We start from the raw sequence: 19292 nt of genomic DNA, 5'->3' as shown, positions 1-19292 counted from the left end.
ACTTCCCTAATTGCTAGTTTTATATATTGCGAATAAACACACGGGCAAAATGGAGAACCCAAAGTCATGCATTGAACAGTTAATTCATCCACACCCGGTGTTAAACACTGAGTTAAATATAGATCACTCTCACAGTGCCGCTTTCAGATTTGGGTAAAAAACGAGCAAAAGACGCGAAATAATGTTGAATTAAGAACATTCCGCAAGAGATTAATAAGACAGGAAATAAAGAAGAGCACGGCGATTGCCGTGCTCTGAGAGGGGATCAGTGTTCGCGCGTTTTGCGGAACTGGACATCAGGATAACGTTCCTGCGTCAGGTTAAGATTGACCATGGTTGGAGCGATATACGTCAGGTTATCACCACCATCCAGCGCCAGCTGCACTTCGTTCTTACGTTTAAATTCTTCGAATTTCTTCACGTCAGAACACTCTACCCAGCGCGCGGTCGCCACGTTAACCGATTCATAGATCGCTTCCACGTTGTACTCACTCTTCAGACGCGCAACGACCACGTCGAACTGCAGCACACCGACAGCGCCCACGATCAGATCGTTGTTAGCGATAGGGCGGAACACCTGGACAGCGCCCTCTTCGGAAAGCTGAACCAGCCCTTTCAGCAGCTGTTTCTGCTTCAGCGGATCGCGCAGGCGAATACGACGGAACAGTTCCGGTGCGAAGTTCGGAATACCGGTGAACTTCATCATTTCACCCTGGGTGAAGGTATCGCCGATCTGAATCGTACCGTGGTTGTGCAGACCGATGATGTCGCCCGGATAGGCTTCTTCAACGTGCGAACGGTCGCCCGCCATAAAGGTCAGCGCATCGGAGATCACCACATCTTTACCGATACGTACCTGACGCAGCTTCATGCCCTTTTCATACTTACCGGACACCACGCGCATAAAGGCGACGCGGTCACGGTGTTTCGGGTCCATGTTGGCCTGAATTTTAAAGACGAAACCGGTGAACTTCTCTTCTTTCGCTTCCACTTCACGGGTGTCAGTTTTACGTGACATCGGTTGTGGCGCCCACTCCACCAGGCCGTCAAGCATATGGTCAACGCCGAAGTTACCCAGCGCGGTACCAAAGAAGACCGGGGTGATTTCACCGCTCAGGAACAGCTCTCTGTCGAATTCGTGAGATGCACCTTGAACCAGCTCCAGCTCGTCACGCAGCTGCGCGGCCAGCTCTTCACCCACAGCCGCATCCAGCTCCGGGTTATCCAGACCTTTTACGATACGGACTTCCTGAATGGTATGGCCTTTACCGGTCTGGTAAAGATAGGTTTCGTCTTTATAAAGGTGATAGACACCCTTGAACAGCTTGCCGCAGCCAATGGGCCAGGTGATAGGCGCACAGGCAATTTTCAGCTCGTTTTCCACTTCATCCATCAGCTCCATCGGGTCGCGGATGTCACGGTCGAGTTTGTTCATAAAGGTGAGGATCGGCGTATCGCGCAGACGGGTAACTTCCATCAGCTTACGGGTACGATCTTCAACCCCTTTCGCGGCGTCGATGACCATCAGACAGCAGTCCACCGCCGTCAGCGTACGGTAGGTATCTTCCGAGAAGTCTTCGTGCCCTGGGGTATCCAGCAGGTTGACCAGGCAATCATGATACGGGAACTGCATCACGGAGGTGGTAATGGAAATACCACGCTGCTTTTCCATCTCCATCCAGTCAGATTTTGCATGCTGGTTGGAACCACGGCCTTTTACGGTACCCGCAGTCTGAATCGCCTGTCCGAACAGCAACACCTTCTCGGTGATGGTCGTTTTACCGGCATCCGGGTGAGAGATAATGGCAAAAGTACGGCGCCTGGCCACCTCTTGCAGATAAGGAGACAACGTCATAATGAAATCTTCTATATAAGCGCGGCGTCAGGCCGCGCATCATGGGATACGAAAAATGCGGCTATTTTACCCATCAATGGGGGGCAGGCAATCATTGTTTACACAGGAGCTGCTCCAGTTCGTTCAATGACGTGACGGTCCAGGTCGGCTGGATACCTTCCGGCAACGTGCGACCGTGTGCATTCAGCCAGACGGTCGACAGGCCGGCGTTCATCCCGCCACGAATATCCGACTCCGCGGTGTCCCCGACCATCAGCACACGTTCACGATCGGGATTGCCCGCTTGTTCCAGCGCATAATCAAAAATACGCGGATCCGGCTTAGGTACGCCCACCTCTTCAGAGATCACCAGCGCGTCAAAATGATCGCGCAGGCCCGTACGCTCAAGGCGGATCTGCTGCAGGGCGGTAAACCCGTTGGTAATAATGCCCAGCTTCGCCTTGCCCTTCAGGGCGTCCAGCAGGGAAACCGCGCCCGGCAACGGCGCGCAGATATCCGCCATGGCATTAAGGAAGGCATCGTTAAGCGCACCCGGGCTGACGTTTAACCGCTCGGCCCAGACATCAAAGCGCTGGTGCTGCAGCTGTAACGCGGTGATGGCACCGTTCTGGTAATCCACCCACAGCGGTTTGTTTACCGCCTGATAGTCCTGAAAGTCTTCAGCGGTGAAGGTAACGCTATAATCGAGAAACATCCGCTGTAGGCCGCCAAACGAGTCAAACGTAAACAGCGTTTCGTCGGCATCAAAGAAAATCCAGTCCCATTTCATCGTTACAACCTTATTTTAGTTATCCAAGCGGCAGAGCCATTATGATGGCGTCTTCACGTCCCTCTGCGGTGGGGTAGTAGTTACGGCGGATAGTCGCCTCGTTAAAGCCTAAGCTTTCATAGAGTGCGATGGCGGCGACATTCGACGCGCGCACCTCCAGCCACAGGGTGAAAACGTCACGGGTTTCGAGCTCGCGAATGAGATACTCAAGCAGTTCTCTTCCCAGCCCCCGGCGCTGATACGCGGGATCAACCGCGATATTAAACAGCGTCGCTTCGTCCAGAACGACCTGCGTGATGGCAAAAGCGGCCATCGTGCCGTCGACGTCCAGACGGTAATTCAGATACCGCTCGCCCTGATTGCTGGCGAGGTTTTTTTCGCTCCATGGAAAAGCATGGGCGCGCGTTTCAATCGCGTACGCCGCGGTCAGATCAGGCGTCGTGAGGGAAGAAATCGTGTTCATATTCGCAGATTTGTTGCCATAGCGCGCTGCGCGCTTTTGGGTTGGCTTTCAGTTCGTCCAGCGCTGGCGAGCAGATCTGGCTCCCTTCCAGGGAGACCTCATCGATGTCTCCCATACGCCAGCTGTTGCAGCGGCTGTCGGATGGCAGCATGGTGACCCTATCTGGCGTAAGCTGTAAAACCTGTTCAGTGGTCAGCTCCAGGCTACGAAGGACATCACCAATAAGGGGTTCATTCAGGGCAGGCAGTTCCTCCGCCACCATCACCAGCCGGACGTGCGCAGGGATGGAGATGGCGATTTCGCCCTGCAACGCCGTCGGGCGACGCAAGGCCCACTGGGTGATGCCCAGTTGCTGCAACTGCCAGTCTCGTCGGGATGTCATAGGGAAAACTCCTGTCTCTCAGGCGCGCAAATATAGCAAATGTGTCGAAACTGCGCCATCTACCTACTATAATCCCCGCCTGAGTTAATTGAGGAACAATTCATGTCTGCATTTACCCCGGCAAGTGAAGTCTTGCTGCGTCACAGTGATGATTTCGAAGAAAGCCGTATTCTGTTTGCCGGAGATATGCAGGATGACCTGCCCGCACGTTTCGACTGTGCTGAAAGCCGTGCCCACACCCAATACTACCACCACTGGCAGGTACTGAGCCGCCAGATGGACGACCGCGCGCGCTTTAGCCTGGTCGCTGAACAGAGCGACATCGCCGACTGCGACACGCTCATCTACTACTGGCCGAAGAACAAGCCAGAAGCCCAGTTCCAGCTGATGAACCTGCTTTCTCTGCTGCCCGTTGGCTGCGATATTTTCGTGGTCGGTGAGAACCGCAGCGGCGTTCGTAGCGCAGAACAGATGCTGGAAGGCTATGCGCAGCTGAATAAAATCGACAGCGCCCGTCGCTGTGGCCTGTATCACGGCCGTCTGGAAAAACAGGCGACCTTTGATGCTGAGAAATTCTGGGATGAGTATCAGCTTGACGGTCTGACCATTAAAACTCTGCCTGGCGTCTTCAGCCGCGACGGTCTGGACGTGGGCAGCCAGCTGCTGCTCTCCACCCTGACGCCACATACGAAAGGCAAAGTGCTGGATGTCGGCTGTGGCGCGGGTGTACTGGCGACCGTACTGGCGAGCCATTCGCCAAAAGTGCGCTTAACCCTGTGCGATGTGAGCGCCCCGGCGGTTGAAGCAAGCCGCGCAACGCTTGCTGCAAACGGCCTGGAAGGCGACGTGTTTGCCAGCAACGTCTTCTCTGACGTGAATGGCCGTTTCGACATGATCATCTCCAACCCGCCGTTCCACGATGGCATGGAAACCAGCCTTGAAGCGGCGCAAACGCTGATCCGTGGTGCAGTACGTCATCTGAACAGCGGGGGTGAACTGCGTATCGTGGCTAACGCCTTCTTACCGTACCCGAAAGTGCTGGATGAAACCTTTGGCTTCCATGAAGTCATCGCCCAGACGGGTCGCTTTAAGGTTTACCGCACCGTGATGACGCGTCAGGCTAAGAAGTAATCCCCTTATCTGGCAGGCCGGATACGCGTAACCGCTATCCGGCAAAACCGGGCGCTACCATCGGCCATTTTTGCAGCAATCAAAACAGCGTGCGCATTTTTCTGTTGACGTAAAGCTGAAAACATCTAGAATGCGCCTCCGTGGTTACGATACTTTTACAGTGTCGATGGTATGCGAAGGTGGCGGAATTGGTAGACGCGCTAGCTTCAGGTGTTAGTGTCCTTACGGACGTGGGGGTTCAAGTCCCCCCCCTCGCACCATAAATCACGTTGATATTGCTCGCACTGGGCGAAGGTGGCGGAATTGGTAGACGCGCTAGCTTCAGGTGTTAGTGTTCTTACGGACGTGGGGGTTCAAGTCCCCCCCCTCGCACCAACGAGGCGATATCAAAAAAGTAAGATGACTGTGCGAAGGTGGCGGAATTGGTAGACGCGCTAGCTTCAGGTGTTAGTGTCCTTACGGACGTGGGGGTTCAAGTCCCCCCCCTCGCACCAATTATCTTACATCCTTTCTGACGTTCTTCTCACTTTCCGCTTATTTCAAACTCATCAGTATCACCAGAATTCCACTGACCAGTGCTACGCATGACGGCAGTAACACAAAGTGGCGCAGCTGTTTATGCCAGATCATCCCTGACGTCACTAACAGTCCTGACACAATGAGCGCTTTCCAGACATCAATGGAGAGATCGGCAAACATCAGACCGCCAAGAATCGCCCCCGGCAGTAACACTCCCCAACCACTTCCCAGCGCCCTGTTCAACATGGTTCGACCTTTCACATTGATAATGATAACCAATATCATATGATATCAATTATCATTTGTCAGTACGATTAATCAAAAACTCTCCCCCTTTACCTTTCCTGTAATGACAGGAAATGCCTAAGGTGATAAATTGCTCACCTGTTAACTAGACCTAAAGTTTTTCTGATAATTACTCTTTGAGTTTTTTGCATCTTTCATTGCGAAACAACACCTATTTACCTGTTTTAATTAAATATTAATAAAAACGCACTACTATGACATCACAATCCTGGCGGTCTTTGGTCCACAGTAAATATCAATTATCGTTACGTTTATTTTTATTTTTGAACGCGACCTCAGCTGTGTTCTCGGTAACAAACCCGCTCTATTCTATTCGCCTGTTATCAGTCCCTCTGATTTCTATTTTTGTTATCAGCATCGGGCTACTCGTCTGGCACTGGAAAAAGAGAACCCGCAAGGTAAATATTCCTGCCGTTTCAGCGATCTTCGGTATTTTATGGGCGTGGCAGGTGGCCTCGAAATTTTCGTTAATTACCCACGATCAGGCGACCTATTTGATCATGGCATTATTAACGGTACTGTTTATTGGTACGCTGGCCTTCGCCAGTAATATCAAAGCATTTACGCTGCACTCCTTCCCCACCTTTATTGTCTGCCTGTGGTTAAGTAATCATGATATATGGCTGAGAATGACCTATTCTTTCGCACTTCCTGTGGTAGCAATTGCGATTCATAACATTTTGCAAAGACGTAACGATCGCTTCGCGCAGGAACTGCTTTCCCGTTTGCTGGAGGAGCGTGAGACCCTCACCGATCTGAGCATGATGGACCCGCTTACCGGCCTTTATAACCGTCGCGGACTGCAAAGCCGGCTGGAGAATCTTCCGGCAGTGGAGAACGGCGAGCACTTTGTCCTGCTGATGGATATCGACCACTTTAAGGCCTACAACGACCACTACGGCCATATGATGGGCGACCAGGCGCTGATCCGGGTCTCTGCTGCCATCCGTGATGCCGTGCGTTCACGCGATATTGTGGCGCGCTTCGGCGGGGAAGAATTTATGGTTCTGCTGACCAATATTTCTCTCGAGCATGCCCGCCAGACGGCAGAGCGGATCCGCCAGAAAGTCTACGATTTAAAAATCCCGCATATGTTCAATGAAAGCGTGGCGACAAACGTCACCATCAGCATTGGGATTGCCATTTTTGAGGATGAAGATGCCGAAGGCGCACTGGAGAAAGCGGACAAAGCCCTCTACGAAGCAAAGCATATGGGGCGCAATAACATCCTGCTGAGCGAAGAGCTTCAGACCGCGTAAGCGCGGCGTCATATAACGAGGACAAAAGTCTTGCCATCGGTATGAGCAATAGTTAGGATTGGCAATCATTATCATTTAGATTTGTATCTATACTATGGCCACTCATACCGCACAAATCGTTGAACCACTTCTCTGGAGAGCCCGCCTCCCCACCGGGAATGTTTCGCTTGCGGATGCCATCAGGGATAAGATCGCTAAAACCCGCGCCCACCTGCTGGACTTTATCAGGCTGGATGAAGCGCACCCGCACCACGCCATGACGCTGGAAGAGTGGCGACAGCCGTCGACACTGCAGTCGTTGCTGGCAACCTATTCCGACCATATCTATCGCAATCAACCGACCCTTACGCGGGAAAACAAACCCCTGCTCTCCCTCTGGGCGCAGTGGTATATCGGGCTGATGGTGCCCCCACTCATGCTGGCGCTGCTCACTCAAGAGGGCATGCTGGAACTCTCCCCGGAATATTTTCATGTCGAGTTCCACGAGACCGGCCGTGCGGCCTGTTTCTGGATTGATCTCCACGAAGACCAGAACGCGGAGCACCTCTCTGCTCAGGAACGTATGGAGCAGCTCATAACTCGCGCCCTGATCCCGGTGGTGGATGCGCTGGAAGAGACGGGGGAAATCAACGGGAAGCTTATCTGGAGCAATACCGGGTATTTAATCCACTGGTATTTGACGGAAATGAAACCTCTGCTCGGTGATGAGAAGGTCGAGGCCCTGCGCCAGTCCTGTTTCTTTGCAAAACAGCTTTCCGATGGTCGCGATAACCCGTTATTCCGCACCGTGGTCCTTCGTGACGGGCTTCTGGTTCGTCGCACCTGCTGCCAGCGTTATCGCCTGCCGGACGTTCAGCAGTGTGGAGATTGTACGCTCAAGTAAGGTCAGGTGTTGCCGGGCCGCATTAACGCTGACCCGGCATCCGTTTCTCACGCTACCTGCTGATTTTCCTCTTCCGCATTACGTTGCGCTTCTTCCGCTTCCTGCTCCAGCAGTTGCTTCTCGTACACTTTAAAGAACGGGAAGTAGATGATGGCCGATACGCACGCCAGGACCACCACCAGAATGGCTGCACGGAAATCCCAGCCCAGCGCCCATGCGGCACCTACCGGTGCAGGTGCCGTCCACGGCACAACGGAGATCACGCGGCCAATCAGATCGAACTTCATCGCCGACCAGGCCAGCACGGCGTTAACCATGGGTGCCAGCAGGAACGGAATAAAGAACACCGGGTTCATGACAATCGGCGTACCGAAAATAACGGGTTCGTTGATGTTAAAGAGGCTTGGCACCACGCTCAGACGGCCGATAGAACGCAGATGAGCGGAGCGGCTGCGCAGGTAGCAGAACACCAGCCCCATCGTGGCACCTGACCCCCCGATGACGATAAAGAATGTCCAGAACGCTTCCATAAAAATATGCGGCAGCGGCTGGCTGGCGGCCAGCGCGGTCTGGTTAGCGCCCAGGTTGGTCAGCCAGAACATCTGCAACATCCCGGAGACAATCGCGGCGCCGTGGATCCCGGCGAACCACAGCAAATGCCCAATCAACACCGCCAGCAGGATTGCCGGCAGGGAGTCTGCGGCGGAAACCAGCGGTTTGAAGACAGACATAATCGCCTGCGGGATCAGCATGCCAAACTCAGACTGAATCACCAGACTCAGCGGGTAAAGCGTCAACACCACCACCAGCACCGGGATCAACAGGTCAAAGGAGTTTTTGATCATCGGCGGAACCTGGTCCGGCAGACGGATCCCGATGTTATGCGCTTTGAGAAAACGCATCATCTCAACGCAGTAGATAGCCACCAGAATCGCGGTAAAAATGCCAGTCCCGCCGAGGCTGTCGACCGGAAGCGTGCCTTTGGTTTTCGGCGCCGCAACCAGCAGAAACGCCATCAGCGACAGCATGGCGCACATAAACGGGTCTAACTGATGCGATTTGACATAGTGTTTGCCAAGGTTATAGGCAATGGCCGCGCAGATATACAGGGACATAACGCCCATCGTCATATCAAACGGCGTGAGGATCTGACCTTCAAATTGCTTCGCCATGTCCAGCCAGGCGCGCGCGAAACCCCAGGTGGTATCAGGCGAAAACGGTGGATACGCGAAGACGAGTAAAAATGAACCCACAATCATGAACGGCATCGCGGAGATAAAGCCATCACGAATAGCCATAACATGACGCTGGGAGGAGATCCGCCCGGCAATCGGGCTGACGTAATTTTCTACAAAACGAAATATCAGATTAAACGCAGCATGGTTGGCAGACATAGCAGATCTCCTTTCAGACGTTTATGACGGGCGCATGTACGCCATACGTTGGTCCATACATCACCTTCACAACCTTGCCGGCGCGTTTACCAGCGGTACTGCTCAGACGGAATGGTTTCATATTTAGCTCTTATTATTGGATACAGGGGACGTTACATAGTCAGTATTAATCTCTCACTCACGGTCTGCAACCGGTTACTGTAACCGGTTTCCGTGAATGTGAAGGCGATCCAGAAATCGGCCGTGTGGGATATTTGTTACTGAAGAGATATTTACAGAGCATAAATTCTTATGACAGATTACGCGGGATATTTGTCAGGAGGAAACAATGAGTTTGCAGTCTGTACAGCAGTTTTTTGCCGACAACGCTCCGGATATAGAGGTTATTGAACTTAGCCAGAGTACCGCAACCGTTGCGTTGGCTGCTGCCGCCCATCGTGTTGAGCCGGGACAAATCGCCAAAACGCTGTCGTTGAAGGTTAAAAATGACGTCATTCTGGTGGTCGCGAAAGGTGATGCGCGTCTGGATAATAAAAAACTGAAAGACACGTTTGGCGCAAAAGCACGCATGCTCAGTTGTGATGAAGTGGTCACCATCACGGGTCATCCTGTTGGCGGCGTGTGCCCGTTTGGGCTGGAAAATCCGCTCGCGGTTTATTGCGATATTTCACTGAAACAGTATGCTGAAGTGCTGCCGGCCGCGGGTGCAATTCACAGTGCCGTGCGTATTTCACCAGACAGAATGGCAGAACTGACGTCCGCAAAATGGGTGGATGTGTGCATCTGAATGAGGCGCCAGAGCCTGTCTGGCGCACAGATATCAGTTTATAAAAATGTCGGCTGGCTTAATACAGATGTTCGCGGATCCCGGGCCGGGAGATGAGTCAGAATATCTGCCGCATCAAGCAGCCCCACGTCAGAATTGACCCCAAGCTTCACCATCGCATTAAACTTGTGCGCCCGGATGGTCTTAATATTGCGCTCAAGCTGCGCGGCGATTTCAGGAATAGAAAACCCGCAGGACATATACCGCAAAATCGCCCGCTCCGTTGGGCTTAACATCCTGTTTTGACTCTTGTACCAGTGGTTGAGCATATTGTCATTGATGTGCAGCGTTTCACTCAGTAACACCAGCAGTTCCTCCTGCAGGCGGTCGAGCGACACCGATTTACTGACGACACCGTGAAGGCGTGAAGGGGAAAGATGGCTGATTAACCGCGCTTCCATTTCATCTGCCGCCAGGATGATGCGCTGAATATGATTATGCGTAAACGCGAGATCCCGCAGGGATGCCAGGCAGTTTCGACGCTCTTCTCGCGCATCAGAAAGTGAATAGATCAGCGAGAAAAAAGAGACATGAGGAAGCGCCTTCTTAAAGCTGTCAAATTCACTGAACATGTGCAGTTGATAATGGCTGAGCGTGGGCAGTGCAAACAGGTGCTCCAGCCCGACGGCACTCATCGCGCAATTTTCGATGACGGCAATATGTCTTGTTGAACCGGTTTTATCCATTCCTCGAACTCTCCATAGGCTGACATTAAACTCAGCTCTCTCAATCCCTGAGTACTGTTGATCCAGGCGTACAGATCGGCATTACTCCGTAATGACAACCGTCGCATCGCACTGTTTTTCTGTGCACTGATCGTTTTATTGCTCTTCTTGAGCAAGGTGGCAATTTGGTTAATCCCCCAGCCCTTGCCTAACAGACGCAATACCTTGCGTTCAGAGTGGGTGAGCGCAATGACGCGGTCGTCTTCATCATCGTTACAGGCAGGCTCGGGCGTTAATAACGTCTGGCTTATCCGCTCTGCCCGTTCACTGCCTGCACGGATGGCGTTAATTACGCCTTCTATCGGCTCCATATCAGAAAGCAACGTGCTTTCCGGACGCATCAGCAGCTCAACGGCAATAGGGTAAAGCGGCCGGGAGACTAAAAAAATCCAGTGAATATCCCGATATTGATTTAATAAACCGTAATATTCTTCGAGCGTGCCCCGGGGATTCCTGTATTCACCTGAAATATCAGCGATAATGACGTCTGCACGCCGTAACTGCAGCAGGGTTAATTCCTGCAGCGAACGGCAAAACGTTAAATCAAAATCGGCAAAATGGCGTGTCATCACGCCCCCCAACCCGTTTTGCATTACGGGTATTCTGCTAATGACGACGCCATGTTTACCATTCAATGACGACATAGACCCTCCGTGTCCATTTTCATATGATGAGTAACGTTAAAACGCATCAAGGTATAAGTGTATTCGTCCCTGAGTGTAAAACTGATTAATACAAGCAGAAGATGAGATGTGTGCTTCATTTAAGAAATGCCTAAAACAGCGGTAATATCTCACAAAGCACAGATAAATTTAATTATAAAGGCATTAAAATAATTAAAATATAAACTTAGTAAAACTAAATATAAATATCTTATATTTCTCAATTAATAATTCATCATATTTATGGCCCAAAACCGCATCCCGCCGCCAGACAGCCCGCAACTGTTTGCATAAATCTTGATCTGACCCACAGCTAGAGGCACTGCAGTTTGTGCTAAAAGTAAGCATGACGGGCCATCAGGCAAGCTATTCACCTTCTCTTCAGGACATGACATGCAGGCAGATCGATCAACGCAGCGTGCCATCACGCGGCTCTGTATTCAGTGCGGTCTTTTTCTGCTCCAGCACGGGGCGGAAAGCGCGCTGGTCGAGGAACTCTCCACCCGGTTGGGGCTGGCGCTGGGTATGGATAGCGTTGAGAGCGCCATTTCATCCAATGCTATCGTGTTGACCACCATAAAAGACGGTCAGTGCCTGACCTCCACCCGCAAAAACCACGACCGCGGCATCAATATGCACGTTGTAACCGAGGTTCAGCATATCGTCATTCTTGCTGAGCATAAGCTTCTCGACCTGCACGACATTGAAAAACGGTTCAACCAGATTAAGCCCTTACGTTATCCCCGCTGGCTGGTGGTGTTAATGGTCGGGCTGTCCTGCGCCTGTTTTTGTAAGCTCAACAAAGGCGGCTGGGACGGCGCGGTCATCACCTTTTTCGCCAGCAGCATCGCCATGTACGTGCGCCAGCTCCTGACGCACCGCCAACTCCACCCGCAAATTAATTTCTGCATTACCGCTTTTGTCGCCACCACGGTTTCTGGCCTGCTGCTTCGTCTGCCGCAGTTTGCCAACACGCCGACGATTGCCATGGCGGCCAGCGTGCTTCTGCTGGTGCCCGGCTTCCCGTTGATTAACGCCGTAGCCGATATGTTTAAGGGGCACATCAATACCGGTCTGGCACGCTGGGCGATTGCCAGCCTGCTGACGCTTGCAACCTGCATTGGTGTGGTAATGGCCATGACACTCTGGGGGTTACGCGGATGGGCGTGATCGATTTTCTGCTGGCGCTGGCGCAGGATATGCTGCTGGCCGCGATCCCTGCCGTCGGTTTTGCGATGGTCTTTAACGTTCCGCAACGCGCGTTACCGTGGTGCGCGCTATTGGGTGCTATTGGTCATGGCTCGCGAATGGTGATGATGACGGCGGGATTCAACATTGAATGGTCAACATTTATGGCCTCAATGCTGGTCGGTAGCATCGGCATTCAGTGGTCGCGCTGGTATCTGGCGCATCCAAAGGTATTCACCGTCGCCGCCGTTATCCCGATGTTCCCCGGCATATCTGCCTATACGGCCATGATTTCCGCGGTGAAAATCAGCCATTTCGGCTACACCGAACCGCAAATGATCCTCCTTCTGAGCAACTTTCTTAAGGCTTCGTCCATTGTCGGTGCGCTCTCTATCGGACTGTCGATCCCCGGACTGTGGCTGTACCGCAAACGTCCACGGGTTTGAGATTTGTGTTATTACGCTGCCGTGAGGATAATCACTCCCATCCGTTTGGTGACGATAAGGAAAGGATGTGGCTAACCCAGGCAGCGAACTCCCCGAGCACAATGAAGAATCCAGCCTGAAAGAGAAAATCTTTCAGAGCGCTATCACACTGTTTGCCGAATACGGGTTGAACGGTGCCCGCATGGAACAAATTGCGGAGAAAGCCGGCACCACCAAACGCATGGTTGTTTACCACTTCAAAAACAAAGAGAACCTGTATCTTCTCGTACTGGAGTATGTTTACACCCAGATCCGCGCCAGTGAACAGGCGCTCAGCCTGGCGGGAATGCCCCCTGTCGAAGCGCTGGTTCATCTGGTTGAAGCCACCTTTGACTACCATGCCGACCACCCGGATTACATCCGCATTATCTGCATGGAAAACATGCAGCGTGGCCGTTTTATGCAGCAGTCCAGCGACCTCCGCCAGGTCAACCGCAGCGCACTTGATCTGCTGGAAGCGATCCTCCGTCGCGGGAAAGAAAAGCAGTTGTTCAATCAGACGGTTGAAGCCCGCGATCTGCATCGTTTGATCAGCAGTTTCAGCTTCCACTACGTTGCCAACAGCTACACCTTCACCCTGCTGTTTGAAGAAGGTGCGGACGAACAGGCACAGCGCCAGCACTACCGCAAAATGGCCGTTCAGGTGGCGCTCCGTTATACTTGTCCATAAAATAGCTTGCAATTAAATCGCACACTATCTATATTCATCTCATGAACGCGAAAACGAACGACACGACCGCTGCGCTCCTGCTGGATAACCAGCTCTGCTTTGCTCTCTATTCAGCAAATCTGGCGCTGAACAAGCTGTACCGGCAACTGCTGGCACCGCTGAACCTGACTTACCCGCAATACCTGGTGATGCTGGTGCTGTGGGAGCAGGATGACATTACGGTGTCGGACATCGGTGAACGGTTGTTCCTTGACTCTGCCACGCTGACGCCGCTGTTGAAGCGTCTGGAAAGCGCGGGGCTGATAAACCGCCACCGCTCACGTAAAGACGAGCGTCAGGTTGCCGTCACCCTGAGCGATGCGGGACGTCATCTCCAGCTGCAGGCTTCCGGGATCCCCCATGCAGTGGGATGCGCCGCCCAGTGTGATACTGAGACCATGCTGTCACTTAAGCAGCAGCTGGAACGTTTGCGACAACAGATCCAACGCGCGTAAGGCTATACTTTACGCGTATTTATTTACCCATATATATCGCACGCTATTTAATAGCGCACATTAATGTAAGATGAGGAATCTGCCATGTCTTTAGAAAAAGTTGTCTACACTGCCAAAGCAAAAGCAACCGGAGGCCGTGATGGCCGTGCGACCTCTTCCGACGGCGTACTGGACGTTAAACTCGGCGTGCCAAAAGAGATGGGCGGCATGGGCGGTGACGTCACCAACCCTGAGCAGCTGTTTGCTGCCGGCTACTCTGCCTGCTTCCTGGGTGCCATGAAGTTTGTAGCCGCTCGCGACAAATTTACCCTGCCGAAAGAGGCCTTTATTGAAGGCGAAGTGGGGATTGGGCCGCTGCCAACCGGTTTTGGTATCGAAGCAAAACTGAACATCCACGTTGAAGGTATGGATCCTGCTGAAGCCAAAAAACTGGTCGATGCAGCACACATTGTGTGTCCGTACTCTAACGCGACCCGCGGTAACATCGACGTAACGCTGAACATTATCGCCTGATAACTGCCTGATGGCGTTACGCTTATCAGGCCAGCCGTTGACGCCCCGGCAGGCATCGCGCCGCCGGGGAAAACCCCTCCTTCCCTTCCCGCTCTCTGTGCTACCATAAGCCCATATCACGCCCGTAGTTATCAGTAGAGTAAGCGTTATGTCCTCCAGAATTCTGACCACCAGCATTGCTGGTATTGATGCCTTTATGCGCGATCCCCGCGGTGTGCTGACCCACGCCGAAGGCGGCACGGTTGCGGTATTTGCTGACAACGCTCCGGCGTTTTATGCCATCACACCGGAACGTCTGGCACAGCTTCTGGAGATTGAAGCGCAGTTGTCCCGCCCGGCGAGCGACGTAACCCTCGATAACCAGTTCTTTGACGAGCCGGTTAACGTCCCCATGGCCGTTCCCATGGGAAAATTTGCCCTGTATGCGGGCTGGCAACCTGATGCTGATTTTCAACGGCAGGCGGCATTGTGGGGCATAGCGTTAACGCAACCGGCTACCCCCGAAGAGCTGGCCGCGTTTACCGCCTGGTGGCAGGCGGAAGGCAAAGTATTCACCCATATTCAGTGGCAACAGAAGCTCGCGCGTCATCTGCAAATTAATCGCGCCAGCAATAACGGCCAGCCAAAACGTGATATCAACGCGTTTTCCGAACCGGATAAACAGATCCCTAATGGATTCCGAGGTGCGAAATGAAGAACGTCGGCGACCTGATGAAACGTCTGCAAAAGATGATGCCAGCCAACGTGAAGCCCGCCTTCACGACGGGTGAAGAACTCCTGGCGTGGCAAAAAGAACAGGGTAAGATCCGCGCCGCCGCGCTGGCCCGCGAAAACCGGGCGATGAAAATGCAGCGCACCTTTAACCGTTCCGGTATTCGCCCCCTGCACCAGAACTGCTCATTTGATAACTATAAAATTGAGACCAACGGGCAGATGAATGCACTCGCTGCCGCGCGTCAGTACGTGGATGAATTCGACGGCAATATCGCCAGCTTCATTTTTAGCGGCAAGCCTGGCACGGGGAAAAACCACCTGGCGGCCGCTATCTGTAACGAGCTGCTGCTGCGCGGGAAATCGGTGCTGATCATCACCGTGGCCGATATCATGTCCGCCATGAAAGACACCTTCAGCAACCGCGAAACCAGCGAAGAGCAACTGCTTAACGACCTGAGTAATGTCGATTTACTGGTTATTGATGAGATTGGCGTCCAGACCGAATCCCGCTATGAAAAAGTGATCATTAACCAGATTGTCGATCGCCGCTCTTCCTCCAAACGCCCCACCGGCATGCTGACTAACCACAACATCGACGAAATGACCCGCTTGCTGGGCGAACGCGTCATGGATCGCATGAAGCTCGGGAACAGTCTGTATGTCATCTTCGACTGGGAAAGTTACCGCAGCCGTGTCACCGGTAAAGAGTATTAAGATATTTCCAGGAAAGACCGGTGGCCCGGAGGTATATACTGACTCCACTTTCGCCCCAAAACGGACCTTTTTTGAGTAAGCCATTATGAAAAAACAGTTTCTTTTCAGCACTGTATTAGGCGCCCTGCTGGTTACCGGCGCGGCACAGGCCGCATCCTGGCAGGATTCGCTGTCCAGCGCAGCGAGCGAACTGACCAAAGAGAGCAGCAGCACCCAGGGCGGGCTGTCAGCCTCTTCCCTTACCGGCCTGCTGGGTAACAGCACCCAGAGCCTGAGCGCAGGCACAATGAACAACGCCGCGGGGATTCTGGAATATTGCGCGAAGCAAAAACTGGCCTCCGTGACCGACGCGCAAAACGTGAAAAATCAGGTGCTGGGCAAACTCGGTCTGGATACACAGGAGCAGAAACAGGACACCAACTATATGGATGGTATTCAGGGCCTGCTGAATGCGCAAAACGGTCAACAGCTCAACCTGAGCACCATCGGCAACTCCTCGCTGGCGAAACAGGTGAAAACCAAAGCCTGCGATCTGGTGCTGAAACAAGGCGTTAATTTCATCTCCTGATCCCCGCCTGTATTGCCATTACACGCCGCGTTTAAGACGTTACTCTTTTAACGCGGCGTTAAAGCCGTCTTTTTCCTGCCTGCCACCGTCTGAGCGTCCGTATGTCAGGATGCGACCCCCTTCAAAAAAACGATTTTCTAAACCAAATCCTAACAACAGCACACTTTCGTGACACTAAAATTGCAGCTACACGACAACGCAATTACATTGTATAACCCAAAAAATAATCAGTTAGCCAGCTAAGCGCCTGGCGTCATGAGGATAGACTGTTGTCAGAGTTAATGTCCCTTGTCCTTTTTCTGGCCTCTGTCGGCGTTTACGCCTGCAAAGCGGGCCGTAACACCTGGTGGTTTATCGCCACGCTGGTGGTGCTCGGCATTTTTATTATTTTAAACATTACCTTATACGCCAGCGATTACTTTACCGGTGACGGCATTAACGATGCGGTGCTCTACACGCTGACGAATAGCCTGACGGGCGCGGGCGTGGGTAAATACATTCTTCCCGGGCTTGGCCTAATTGCGGCGCTGGTGATTATTTTTGGTGCCCTGGCCTGGGTGCTGCGCCGCCGTCGACATCTTCCGCATCATGGCGGCTACAGCCTGCTGGCACTCTGTCTGGCGCTGGCGTCCGTGGATGCCAGCCCGGCATTTCATCAGATAACCGAGCTGGTAAAGTCACAGTCGCGCGACGGCGACCCGGATTTCATGGCCTGGTATAAAGAGCCGTCCAAAAAAATAGCCAACCCGAAGCTTAACCTGGTATATATCTACGGCGAGAGTCTGGAACGCACCTGGTTTGATAACAATGCTTTCCCGAACCTGACGCCGGAGCTGGGCGCGGTGAAAAACGAAAGCCTTGATTTCAGCCATACCGCGCAGCTGCCCGGTACGGATTACACCATCGCCGGGATGGTTGCCTCGCAGTGCGGTATCCCGCTCTTCGCCCCCTTTGAGGGTAATGCCTCGGCCTCAATGTCGAGCTTCTTCCCGCAGAACGTTTGCCTCGGCGATATCCTGAAAAACTCCGGCTACGAAAACTACTTCGTGCAGGGTGCCAACCTGCGCTTTGCCGGAAAAGACGTGTTCCTGAAATCCCACGGTTTTGACCATCTGTATGGCTCAGAAGAGTTAAAAACGACCGTTGCCGATCCGCATTACCGCAACGACTGGGGCTTTTACGATGACACGGTACTGGACGAAACCTGGAAAAAGTTCGAGGAACTGTCCCGCGCCGGCAAGCGTTTCTCCCTCTTTGCCCTGACGGTAGATACCCACCATCCGGACGGGTTTGTCTCGCGCACCTGTAAGCGAAAACGCTATGAGATTGACGGCAAAAACAACACGTCGTTCAGCGCGGTAACCTGCAGTCAGGAGCATATCGCCGCCCTGGTCGAGAAAATCAAAGCCTCGCCGTATTTTAAAAACACGGTCATCGTCGTCTCATCTGACCATCTGGCGATGAAAAACAGCGCCTGGGATCAGCTCAGCAAACAGGATCGCAGCAATCTGTTCTTCATTCTGCGCGGCGACCAGCCGCAACAGGATGTGATCGCCACCAAACGCAACTCCATGGATAACGGCGCAACCGTGCTGGACATTCTGGGCGGGGATAACTTTATTGGCCTTGGCCGCAGTACGCTCTCGGGGCAGTCACTGTCGGAAGTGTTCCTCAACATGAAGGAGAAAATCCTTGCGTGGAAGCCGGACATCATCCGCCTGTGGAACTTCCCGAAAGAGATGAAAGACTTCACCATCGATCAGGATAAAAACACGATTGCCTTCTCCGGCAGCCATTTCCGTCTGCCGCTGCTGCTGCGCGTGTCGGATACGCGCGTCGAACCGCTGCCGGAAAGCGAATACTCTGCGCCGCTGCGTTTCCAGCTGGCCGACTTCGCCCCGCGCGATAATTTTGTCTGGGTCGACAGGTGCTACAAAATGGGCCAGCTCTGGTCCCAGCCACTGGCGCTCTCAACCGACTGGTGCGTTTCTCAGGGACAGCTTGGCGGGGAGCAAACCGTGCAGCATGTCGATAAAGCGCAGTGGAAAGGCAAAACCGCATTCAACGATACGGTCATCGATACCGCGCGCTATCAGCGAAATGTCGACATGCTGAAAATCGTGGATAACGATATTCGCTATAAAGCAGACAGCTTTATCTTCAACGTGGCCGGGGCACCGGAAGAGGTCAAACAGTTCAGCGGCATCTCGCGTCCGGAATCCTGGGGGCGCTGGTCTAATGCGCAGCTGGGCAGTGAAGTGAAGATTGAGTACGCGCATCCTCTGCCGGAAAAATTCGACCTGGTGATCACCGCCCGGGCCTATGGTCCAAACGCGAACCGTCCCATCCCGGTGCGTGTGGGCGATAAAGAGCAAACGCTGACGCTGGGAAATGACGTCACCACCACCACGCTGCATTTTGATAATCCTTCCCGCAGCAATACGCTGGTGATTGTTCCGCCGGACCCGCAGCCGACGAATGAGGGAAATATTCTTGGCCATTCACCGCGCGAGCTCGGCATCGGGATGGTAGAGATAAAAATTGTCAGTAAAGAGAGCTGATCCCTTCTGCGCCCGGCGTTCTGCCGGGCGCTTTATGTAAATATATAATCCTATAAAACCATTAAAAATAAGACAGAGACACCATATATCCATCATTTCTATTTATAAATTCACCAGAAAGAAATCATATCTCAGAATGTGTAACTCCTTACACCCTGAGAGAGTTACCCACTTTTTATCATGCTAACCGGCAATACGTTCGAATCCACCC

21 protein-coding genes and 3 tRNA genes are annotated in these 19292 nt (G+C 52.9%); 16 read left to right on the top strand and 8 right to left on the bottom strand.

Annotation, left to right across the window (positions count from 1 at the left end; translation table 11 throughout):
• Window positions 1–265: 265 nt before the first annotated feature.
• The 4 genes from prfC to AB6731_RS13525 all read right to left on the bottom strand — a co-directional run bounded on the left by prfC (window position 266) and on the right by AB6731_RS13525 (window position 3469).
• Window positions 266–1855: a peptide chain release factor 3 gene (gene prfC, locus AB6731_RS13540; RefSeq protein ID WP_014168520.1), complete on the bottom strand. Its 1590-nt coding sequence runs from the start codon at window positions 1853–1855 to the stop codon at window positions 266–268.
• A gap of 91 nt (window positions 1856–1946) precedes the next feature.
• On the bottom strand, window positions 1947–2624 hold the full coding sequence (yjjG, locus tag AB6731_RS13535) for a pyrimidine 5'-nucleotidase (RefSeq protein ID WP_014168519.1): 678 nt from the start codon (window positions 2622–2624) through the stop codon (window positions 1947–1949).
• A 19-nt stretch (window positions 2625–2643) separates the two neighbouring features.
• Window positions 2644–3087 (bottom strand): ribosomal protein S18-alanine N-acetyltransferase, encoded by a 444-nt coding sequence (gene rimI, locus AB6731_RS13530; RefSeq protein ID WP_228176078.1) that lies wholly within the window; start codon window positions 3085–3087, stop codon window positions 2644–2646.
• Window positions 3056–3469, bottom strand: coding sequence for a DNA polymerase III subunit psi (locus AB6731_RS13525; protein WP_040018571.1), 414 nt, complete (start codon window positions 3467–3469; stop codon window positions 3056–3058). Before AB6731_RS13525 ends, rimI begins: the two co-directional genes overlap by 32 nt.
• Before the next feature lie 102 nt (window positions 3470–3571).
• Between AB6731_RS13525 and rsmC the strand changes: the two genes are divergently transcribed.
• The 4 genes from rsmC to AB6731_RS13505 all read left to right on the top strand — a co-directional run bounded on the left by rsmC (window position 3572) and on the right by AB6731_RS13505 (window position 5094).
• The gene (gene rsmC / locus AB6731_RS13520; protein WP_014168516.1) at window positions 3572–4600 is read left to right on the top strand and encodes a 16S rRNA (guanine(1207)-N(2))-methyltransferase RsmC; all 1029 of its coding nucleotides are present in this window, start codon (window positions 3572–3574) and stop codon (window positions 4598–4600) included.
• Window positions 4601–4773: 173 nt separating this feature from the next.
• Window positions 4774–4860: transfer RNA gene (locus AB6731_RS13515), tRNA-Leu, on the top strand.
• A 28-nt stretch (window positions 4861–4888) separates the two neighbouring features.
• Window positions 4889–4975, top strand: a tRNA-Leu gene (locus AB6731_RS13510).
• 32 nt (window positions 4976–5007) lie between these two features.
• A tRNA-Leu gene (locus AB6731_RS13505) sits at window positions 5008–5094 on the top strand.
• A gap of 40 nt (window positions 5095–5134) precedes the next feature.
• Here AB6731_RS13505 and AB6731_RS13500 read toward each other — a convergent pair.
• Window positions 5135–5404, bottom strand: a complete 270-nt coding sequence (locus tag AB6731_RS13500) for a DUF1435 domain-containing protein (protein WP_059306528.1) — start codon at window positions 5402–5404, stop codon at window positions 5135–5137.
• A 215-nt stretch (window positions 5405–5619) separates the two neighbouring features.
• Between AB6731_RS13500 and AB6731_RS13495 the strand changes: the two genes are divergently transcribed.
• A complete protein-coding gene (locus AB6731_RS13495) occupies window positions 5620–6684 on the top strand; it encodes a GGDEF domain-containing protein (protein WP_020885291.1) in 1065 nt (354 codons plus the stop codon).
• 94 nt (window positions 6685–6778) lie between these two features.
• On the top strand, window positions 6779–7567 hold the full coding sequence (fhuF, locus tag AB6731_RS13490; RefSeq protein ID WP_014168513.1) for a siderophore-iron reductase FhuF: 789 nt from the start codon (window positions 6779–6781) through the stop codon (window positions 7565–7567).
• Window positions 7568–7614: 47 nt separating this feature from the next.
• Here the strand turns inward: fhuF and AB6731_RS13485 are convergent, their stop codons facing one another.
• Window positions 7615–8961, bottom strand: a complete 1347-nt coding sequence (locus tag AB6731_RS13485; RefSeq protein WP_025205610.1) for a PTS sugar transporter subunit IIC — start codon at window positions 8959–8961, stop codon at window positions 7615–7617.
• Between the two features lie 328 nt (window positions 8962–9289).
• On the opposite strand from AB6731_RS13485, the gene AB6731_RS13480 reads away from it, so the two are divergent.
• The gene (locus AB6731_RS13480; RefSeq protein WP_014168511.1) at window positions 9290–9748 is read left to right on the top strand and encodes a YbaK/EbsC family protein; all 459 of its coding nucleotides are present in this window, start codon (window positions 9290–9292) and stop codon (window positions 9746–9748) included.
• 38 nt (window positions 9749–9786) lie between these two features.
• On the opposite strand, the gene bglJ is transcribed toward AB6731_RS13480, so the two are convergent.
• Together bglJ and AB6731_RS13470 are read right to left on the bottom strand one after the other, a co-directional pair.
• Window positions 9787–10422, bottom strand: coding sequence for a DNA-binding transcriptional activator BglJ (gene bglJ / locus AB6731_RS13475; RefSeq protein WP_032681707.1), 636 nt, complete (start codon window positions 10420–10422; stop codon window positions 9787–9789).
• On the bottom strand, window positions 10419–11156 hold the full coding sequence (locus tag AB6731_RS13470; protein WP_014168509.1) for a LuxR C-terminal-related transcriptional regulator: 738 nt from the start codon (window positions 11154–11156) through the stop codon (window positions 10419–10421). The genes bglJ and AB6731_RS13470 overlap by 4 nt, the downstream gene beginning before the upstream one ends.
• Before the next feature lie 411 nt (window positions 11157–11567).
• Between AB6731_RS13470 and AB6731_RS13465 the strand changes: the two genes are divergently transcribed.
• From AB6731_RS13465 to opgB, 9 genes are all read left to right on the top strand, one after another.
• A complete protein-coding gene (locus AB6731_RS13465; protein WP_014168508.1) occupies window positions 11568–12344 on the top strand; it encodes a threonine/serine exporter ThrE family protein in 777 nt (258 codons plus the stop codon).
• Window positions 12335–12808, top strand: coding sequence for a threonine/serine exporter (locus AB6731_RS13460; protein ID WP_020885295.1), 474 nt, complete (start codon window positions 12335–12337; stop codon window positions 12806–12808). The genes AB6731_RS13465 and AB6731_RS13460 overlap by 10 nt, the downstream gene beginning before the upstream one ends.
• 67 nt (window positions 12809–12875) lie before the next feature.
• Window positions 12876–13517, top strand: a complete 642-nt coding sequence (locus tag AB6731_RS13455) for a TetR family transcriptional regulator (RefSeq protein WP_014168506.1) — start codon at window positions 12876–12878, stop codon at window positions 13515–13517.
• Window positions 13518–13558: 41 nt separating this feature from the next.
• Entirely contained in the window at window positions 13559–14011 is a 453-nt protein-coding gene (locus AB6731_RS13450) for a MarR family winged helix-turn-helix transcriptional regulator (protein ID WP_020885297.1), read from the top strand.
• An 84-nt stretch (window positions 14012–14095) separates the two neighbouring features.
• Window positions 14096–14524, top strand: coding sequence for an organic hydroperoxide resistance protein (locus AB6731_RS13445; protein ID WP_006174091.1), 429 nt, complete (start codon window positions 14096–14098; stop codon window positions 14522–14524).
• 148 nt (window positions 14525–14672) lie between these two features.
• The gene (dnaT, locus tag AB6731_RS13440; RefSeq protein ID WP_025205613.1) at window positions 14673–15218 is read left to right on the top strand and encodes a primosomal protein DnaT; all 546 of its coding nucleotides are present in this window, start codon (window positions 14673–14675) and stop codon (window positions 15216–15218) included.
• Window positions 15215–15952 carry a DNA replication protein DnaC gene (gene dnaC / locus AB6731_RS13435; protein WP_014168503.1) on the top strand — a complete coding sequence of 246 codons (738 nt, stop codon included), beginning with the start codon at window positions 15215–15217 and terminating at the stop codon, window positions 15950–15952. Before dnaT ends, dnaC begins: the two co-directional genes overlap by 4 nt.
• Before the next feature lie 85 nt (window positions 15953–16037).
• A complete protein-coding gene (locus AB6731_RS13430; protein WP_020885299.1) occupies window positions 16038–16520 on the top strand; it encodes a DUF2501 domain-containing protein in 483 nt (160 codons plus the stop codon).
• 269 nt (window positions 16521–16789) lie between these two features.
• Window positions 16790–19081, top strand: coding sequence for a phosphatidylglycerol--membrane-oligosaccharide glycerophosphotransferase (opgB, locus tag AB6731_RS13425; RefSeq protein WP_032679575.1), 2292 nt, complete (start codon window positions 16790–16792; stop codon window positions 19079–19081).
• Window positions 19082–19292 lie beyond the last annotated feature (211 nt).

It is taken from the genome of Enterobacter sp. RCC_40 (genome assembly GCF_041360735.1).
Lineage (GTDB): Bacteria > Pseudomonadota > Gammaproteobacteria > Enterobacterales > Enterobacteriaceae > Enterobacter > Enterobacter ludwigii.
This window is presented reverse-complemented; position numbering and strand designations above follow the sequence as displayed.

Excerpts from the sequence above, each read along its gene's own strand:
- rimI (WP_228176078.1), bottom strand. The coding sequence starts at position 3,087 with ATGAACACGATTTCTTCCCTCACGACGCCTGATCTGACCGCGGCGTAC.
- AB6731_RS13525 (WP_040018571.1), bottom strand. The coding sequence starts at position 3,469 with ATGACATCCCGACGAGACTGGCAGTTGCAGCAACTGGGCATCACCCAG.
- AB6731_RS13460 (WP_020885295.1), top strand. The coding sequence starts at position 12,335 with ATGGGCGTGATCGATTTTCTGCTGGCGCTGGCGCAGGATATGCTGCTG.
- dnaT (WP_025205613.1), top strand. The coding sequence starts at position 14,673 with ATGTCCTCCAGAATTCTGACCACCAGCATTGCTGGTATTGATGCCTTT.
- AB6731_RS13485 (WP_025205610.1), bottom strand. The coding sequence starts at position 8,961 with ATGTCTGCCAACCATGCTGCGTTTAATCTGATATTTCGTTTTGTAGAA.
- AB6731_RS13465 (WP_014168508.1), top strand. The coding sequence starts at position 11,568 with ATGCAGGCAGATCGATCAACGCAGCGTGCCATCACGCGGCTCTGTATT.
- AB6731_RS13445 (WP_006174091.1), top strand. The coding sequence starts at position 14,096 with ATGTCTTTAGAAAAAGTTGTCTACACTGCCAAAGCAAAAGCAACCGGA.
- AB6731_RS13450 (WP_020885297.1), top strand. The coding sequence starts at position 13,559 with ATGAACGCGAAAACGAACGACACGACCGCTGCGCTCCTGCTGGATAAC.
- dnaC (WP_014168503.1), top strand. The coding sequence starts at position 15,215 with ATGAAGAACGTCGGCGACCTGATGAAACGTCTGCAAAAGATGATGCCA.
- AB6731_RS13500 (WP_059306528.1), bottom strand. The coding sequence starts at position 5,404 with ATGATATTGGTTATCATTATCAATGTGAAAGGTCGAACCATGTTGAAC.
- fhuF (WP_014168513.1), top strand. The coding sequence starts at position 6,779 with ATGGCCACTCATACCGCACAAATCGTTGAACCACTTCTCTGGAGAGCC.
- AB6731_RS13480 (WP_014168511.1), top strand. The coding sequence starts at position 9,290 with ATGAGTTTGCAGTCTGTACAGCAGTTTTTTGCCGACAACGCTCCGGAT.
- rsmC (WP_014168516.1), top strand. The coding sequence starts at position 3,572 with ATGTCTGCATTTACCCCGGCAAGTGAAGTCTTGCTGCGTCACAGTGAT.
- AB6731_RS13430 (WP_020885299.1), top strand. The coding sequence starts at position 16,038 with ATGAAAAAACAGTTTCTTTTCAGCACTGTATTAGGCGCCCTGCTGGTT.
- prfC (WP_014168520.1), bottom strand. The coding sequence starts at position 1,855 with ATGACGTTGTCTCCTTATCTGCAAGAGGTGGCCAGGCGCCGTACTTTT.
- yjjG (WP_014168519.1), bottom strand. The coding sequence starts at position 2,624 with ATGAAATGGGACTGGATTTTCTTTGATGCCGACGAAACGCTGTTTACG.
- bglJ (WP_032681707.1), bottom strand. The coding sequence starts at position 10,422 with ATGAGTGCCGTCGGGCTGGAGCACCTGTTTGCACTGCCCACGCTCAGC.
- AB6731_RS13470 (WP_014168509.1), bottom strand. The coding sequence starts at position 11,156 with ATGTCGTCATTGAATGGTAAACATGGCGTCGTCATTAGCAGAATACCC.
- AB6731_RS13495 (WP_020885291.1), top strand. The coding sequence starts at position 5,620 with ATGACATCACAATCCTGGCGGTCTTTGGTCCACAGTAAATATCAATTA.